General features: G+C 72.2%; 2 protein-coding genes. One reads left to right on the forward strand and one right to left on the reverse strand.

What is annotated here, in order from left to right:
- Positions 1-76: 76 nt before the first annotated feature.
- Positions 77-2,710 (reverse strand): hypothetical protein, encoded by a 2,634-nt coding sequence (locus ACFV4G_RS30905; RefSeq protein WP_380445417.1) that lies wholly within the window; start codon positions 2,708-2,710, stop codon positions 77-79.
- 444 nt (positions 2,711-3,154) lie between these two features.
- Here ACFV4G_RS30905 and ACFV4G_RS30910 point away from each other — a divergent pair, with 444 nt between their 5' ends.
- A complete protein-coding gene (locus ACFV4G_RS30910) occupies positions 3,155-3,688 on the forward strand; it encodes an RICIN domain-containing protein (RefSeq protein ID WP_380445418.1) in 534 nt (177 codons plus the stop codon).
- Positions 3,689-3,809: the final 121 nt, after the last annotated feature.

A 3,809-nucleotide genomic window follows, 5' to 3' on the forward strand; every position in this document is an offset into this window, starting at 1 on the left:
TGTTTGGGGGGGGTGGGGCGGGGGGGGGGGGCGCGGGGGGCGGGGGCGCCCGGGGGCGCCGGGGGAGCGGGGTGGGTCACGTCGTGGGCTGCGGGGGCAGGGTCCAGGTCCACGCGCCGCGTCCGTGGGTGGAGACGAGCAGGTACGAGCTGTCCGGAGCGACGGCGAGGTCGCCGACCGGGGTGTTGGGCAGTCCGGTGCCCAGCCGGTACCAGGTGGAGGGGGCGGTCGGCGAGGCGGCGAGGACGCCGTTGTCGGTGCCGACGATCAGCGAGCCCAGGGCGATCTTGACGGCGTTGACCGGTGCGTCGGGCAGGTTGCCGCTGATGTCCGTCCAGGTGGCGCCGCCGTCGTGGGACTCGAAGACGTGCCCGGTGCCGGCGCCGTCGATCCAGTGCCGGCTGTAGGAACCGTAGACGGCGACGACGTGCGCGGCGTCGGCCTGGTCGGCGGAGATCGCGGTGACCACGCGGTTGGGCAGGTTGGGCGCCTGGACCTGGTGCCAGGTGCCGCCGTAGTTGGTGGCGATGCCGGAGACGAACGGCGAGCCGCCGCCGGGGTTGCAGCCGTTGCCGGTGCCGCACCAGCCGGCGTACGTCACGGCGCCGTCGGCGGTCACGGCGGTGGCGGCGTTGCCGGCGCCGAGGTCGAAGACCGGCTGCCAGTCGCAGGTCGCGCCGGTGCAGGCGGTGGACCAGCCCTTGCCCTGGTTGTCCCAGACGTAGCGGCCGCCGGCCACCCAGTGCTGGACGTTGGCGACGTCCGCGCCGAACGGGGCGACGAAGCGGCCGTCCTTCTCGCACGGCGTGGTCGTCGACGTCGGCTTGAAGTTGGTGCAGTTGGGGCTGATGTTGTACCAGGTGTGGCCGCCGTCGAGCGTCTTGGCGAGGGCCAGGTTGGTGTACTCGGCGACGCTGTAGCGGCCGTCCTGCGGGGCGACGATCACGTTGAAGCCGTCGCCGCCCTTGGGCTCGTACATCGCCGGGTCGCCCGGGACGGAGACCGAGTAGCCGTTGTCCTGGAGGCCGCCCCAGAAGATGTCGCCGGTGCCGGCGGTGTTCTTCCCGGTCTGGCCGCCGTAGTACTGGAGGGTGCGCAGGCCCGCGTTGAGGTCGTTGAAGCCGCCGACCTGGGCGCGGGTGGCGGAGGGCCGGGACCAGACGCCGCCGTCGCTGCCGAAGTACGTGGTGCCGTCGGGGGCGACCACCGCGGCGTGGTGGTCGGGGTGGGTGGTGTTGGGGCAGCTGAACTGGCTCGGGTCGTAGCTGAAGCAGCTGTAGGTGTTGTTCCACCAGTACGGGCCGATGGCCGTCCAGGTGGAGCCGGAGTCGGAGGTCTCGTAGAGGTCCTCCAGGCCGACGTACAGGTGGGTGTCGTCCGCCGGGTCGACCACGAGGTACTGGTCGTACCAGGCCTGGCCGCCGACGGTTCCGGCGGTGGCGCCCGCGTTCTTGAGCGCGGTGCCGTCCGCGAGCCTGGTCCACGGGCCGTTCGGGTCACCGGTGCCGGACACGTAGACACCCGCCAGCGCCACCGTGGTCGGGTCCTCGACGACGGCGAAGAGCTTGCCGCCGTCGGAGGTGAAGCCGAGGGTGGTGCGGCCCACCTGCGCCTGGGTCAAGTCGCCCGAGACGGTGGCCTTGTTCCAGGTGCCGGAGTCGCCGTTCGCGGTGGAGTAGTAGACGCCGTTGTAGCCGAGGTCGTCGGCCTTGGTGCCGCCGCGCCAGCCGAGGACGGCGACCAGGCTCTGGCCGTTGCTGTTCGGCTGCACGCGGACGTCGGTGATCCAGGAGGTGCGGTAGGGCGAGTTGCCGGGGTTCGGGTCCGGCTTGAGGACCGTCTCCCAGGCGCCGTCCGTGGTGGCGGCGTCGTGGCGGATGAGGCCCTGGTTGGTGGCGGCGTAGACCTTGCTGCCGGCGAACTCGATGTGCGTCACGAGGCTGTTGGTGAGCCCGGTACCGGCCTGGGTCCAGGTCTGTCCGCCGTCGGTGGAGCGGTACAGACCGGTGCCGCCGACGCCGTCCGAGTTGGAGTTGCCCTCGCCGGTGCCGACCCACACCGAGTGGTCGGCCGGGTTGACGGCCACCGCGCCGATGGCGAGGCTCGGCTGGTCGTCGAACAGCGGGGTCCAGGTCTGGCCCTGGTCGGCGGTCTTCCAGACGCCGCCGCCGGCGGTGCCGAGGTAGACCGTGGCGCCGTCGGCGGCCAGTGCGGTCGCACGCCCGGAGACCACGTCGTGACCGGCCCACCAAGGGCCCTGCGCGTAGGCGGAGTTCTGCGACTGGTACGGCAGGTCGTTCTTCTGCTGCCAGGCCACGGCGGCACCGGTCACCGGCATGGCGGCGGCGTCCTTCGCGGCGGCGGTCACGGCCTCGGAGCTCACCGACGTGCCGGGCGCGGTACGGGCGACGTTCGCCTGGGCGGAGGCGGCGAGGATGTCGGCACTCTCACCGGCCATGCCGCAGTGGCCGGGACGGGCGTCCGGATCGGCGTCGGCGTCCTTGCCGGTGTCCTTGTCCGCGTCGTGGTCGGCGTCTCGGTCGGCGTCCGGATCGTGCGCCGCGCCGCAGGCGGCGGCCCGGTCGTGGTCGAAGTCGAGGTAGCGGTCGAGGTCCAGGCCGCTCGCCGCGGTGGCGGCGATGAGCAGGACGGGCAGGGCAGTGGCGATGGCTATTCGCCGTCTGCTCCAGCGGGTACGCAACGAGGGCATGCGCGGCTCCCGGGGAGGAGGAGGTGCGTGGGGACGCGCCATTCTCAGCAACCGCTCAGGCTTTTCCCAGACTTGTTGCAGGAACCGTTATTCAGTGAATGAACCACCGTGGCCCGCACACGAAACCGCAGGTGGGTCGGCCTGCGGCATTCCGTGCACACAGGGAAATCGGACCGCGTGGGCGTGACGCGGATCACGGTTTGCCCACCCTGTCCGCGCCCTTCCGGTCGCCACTGTGCCGCTCGGCGCATCGCGGCGGCGGTGAGGCGCGGGGTCGTCTCCCGGGTGACGGACGGACAGGTTGGCTCCCGTCTGCCCGCCTTCCCGCGTTCCGGCCAGGGCGGCAATCGAACGCCGATCCGGCGGCAATCCGGCCCGCCGAAGCTGGGAGCGACCGGTCACGGGGCCGGTCCGGAGAGCGAGGAACGAGGAGCAGGAGGAACGATGAGGAAGGTACTCACCACTGCGGTCGCCACCGCGGCGTTCGCCACGGCCACGCTCGTGGCTGCCGCGCCGTCCGCCCATGCCCTGTCGAGCGGCGTGCTGCTCAAGAACGTGTTCAACGGCCGCTGCCTGGACCCCAGCGGCACCGGGAACGGGATCGGCGTCTTCCTGGTGGACTGCGACCCCAACAGCGCCTACCAGCGCTGGACCATGGTCTGGATGGACAGTCCGCAGGGCGCCTACTACGAGCTGGTCAACGCGGAGAGCGGCCGGTGCCTCGACGCGGCCTGGCAGGACATCGGCGGCAACGGGACCAAGATGCAGCTCTGGGACTGCTACGGCGTGGGACAGAGCAACCAACTGTGGAAGTTCACCCGGGCGACCAACGACCCCCTCGTCTACAACCTGACCGTCCAGACCAACGGCCGCTGCCTGGACGGCGCCTACGAGGAGATCTACTACAACCACGGCAAGACCCAGCTGTGGGACTGCTACGGCCCGGGCCAGGTGAACCAGCTCTGGCGGATCTCCTGACCCGCCTGATCCCGGGACGTGGGGGGGGGGGGGGGGGCCGGGGCCCGGCGGGGGGCGCCGGGCGCCGCCCGGCCCGCCCGGCGGCCGGGGCGCGGGGCGGGTGTAGACGGGGCGGAGGGGC

The organism is Kitasatospora sp. NPDC059747 (genome assembly GCF_042732955.1).
Taxonomy (GTDB): Bacteria; Actinomycetota; Actinomycetes; order Streptomycetales; family Streptomycetaceae; genus Kitasatospora.

What these genes read in the sequence shown, in the direction of transcription:
- ACFV4G_RS30905 (WP_380445417.1), bottom strand. Translation starts at nt 2,710, where the DNA reads ATGCCCTCGTTGCGTACCCGCTGGAGCAGACGGCGAATAGCCATCGCC.
- ACFV4G_RS30910 (WP_380445418.1), top strand. Translation starts at nt 3,155, where the DNA reads ATGAGGAAGGTACTCACCACTGCGGTCGCCACCGCGGCGTTCGCCACG.